The 1,552-nt window shown below is 68.6% G+C and carries 2 protein-coding genes; both read left to right on the top strand.

The annotated features are described in order from the left end of the window. Positions 1–274 (top strand): hypothetical protein (locus tag J7E68_RS19120; RefSeq protein ID WP_215175122.1); only part of this gene is annotated, 274 nt, incomplete at its 5' end. Positions 275–340: 66 nt separating this feature from the next. Next, positions 341–1,552, top strand: a 1,212-nt coding sequence (locus tag J7E68_RS19115; RefSeq protein ID WP_215175121.1) for an MFS transporter, incomplete at its 3' end; no start/stop codon positions are given.

Below are 1,552 nucleotides of genomic sequence, written 5' to 3'. Positions count from 1 at the left end.
CGCCGCGGTCGACACGCTCGTGTCGACCGGCGCGTTCACGTCGCGGGTCAACACCGCGATCGCCAACGGCACCTACGAGGGGCTGACTCCGATCGCCCTCGGACTCGTCGTCGGCGGTGGTGCGTTCATCGTCACCCTGCTCTTCCTCGCGATGCTGATCCTCGTGGTCGACCCCGCCGAGGTGACCAAGACGGTCGATCGGCCGGTGCTCTACGACGCAGAGACACCTGACGAGCCCGACACCGACGAGCCGGGGACCACGCGCTCGTCGTGACCCGGCTGCGCGTACCTCGCAGCATCCGGTCGGAATAGTCCCGCGCGTGCGCGGCTTGTGCCTGTAGTGACTGCCTCGATCGACCGCGCCTCCATCGGGCTCCGCTCCGAGCGCGGCCCGGTGCTCGGGGCACTCATGCTCGCGACCGGTCTGATCGCGATCGATGCGACGATCCTCGCGACCGCGGTGCCCAGCATCGTCCGCGATCTCGGCAGCTACCAGCAGTTCCCCTGGCTGTTCTCGGTCTACCTGCTCGCGCAGGCGGTGAGTGTGCCGATCTACTCCCGCTTCGCCGACACGGTCGGTCGCAAGCCGATCATCCTGCTCGGCATCGTCCTGTTCCTGCTCGGATCCCTGCTCTCGGGGTTCGCATGGAGCATGACCGCGCTGATCGTCTTCCGCATCATCCAAGGTCTCGGCGCCGGTGCCGTCGCTCCGATGTCGATGACGATCGTCGGCGACATCTACACGGTCGCCGAACGAGCCAAGGTCCAGGGATACATCGCCTCGGTGTGGGCGATCTCCTCTGTCGTCGGCCCCGCGCTGGGCGGCATCTTCGCTCAGCTCGACGCCTGGCGATGGATCTTCTGGGTCAACATCCCGCTGTGCCTGCTCGCCGCATACATGCTGCTTCGGCGTTATCACGAAGAGAAGCAGACCCAGCGGCATCGCATCGACTATGCCGGCGCCGTGCTGCTCACGATCGGTCTGACCGGCCTCATCCTCGGCATGCTCGAGGGTGGCAACGCCTGGGCGTGGGTGTCGGTGCCCAGCGCCGTCTGCTTCGGCCTCGGAACACTCGCGCTCGTGCTGTTCGGCGTCGTCGAGCGCCGCGCGGCCGAGCCGATCGTCGATCTGCGACTCGCTGCGCGCCCGCTCATCCTCACCACGACGATCGTGTCGCTCGGCATCGGCGCGCTCATGACCGGTGTGACGAGCTTCGCGCCGGCCTACCTCGAGGGGTCGATCGGGATCGCCCCGCTTCTCTCCGGCTTGGCGGTCGCCGCGCTCACGCTCGGCTGGCCGCTCGCCGCCGCGAACGCCGGGCGTCTGTACATGCGCATCGGATTCCGACGCACCGCGCTCACCGGCATGACGATCACCGCCATCGGGGCGATCGCGCTCGCTGCGGTGTCGCCCTGGCCCAACCCGTTCTCGATCGCCGCCGTCGCGTTCGTGCTCGGGTTCGGTCTCGGATGGAGCGCCGCCCCGACGCTCATCGCCGCGCAGGCATCCGTCGGCTGGGGAGAACGCGGTGCCGTCACCGGCATGAACGCC

This window comes from Microbacterium sp. ISL-103, from assembly GCF_018613995.1.
Classification (GTDB): Bacteria; Actinomycetota; Actinomycetes; order Actinomycetales; family Microbacteriaceae; genus Microbacterium.
This window is presented reverse-complemented; position numbering and strand designations above follow the sequence as displayed.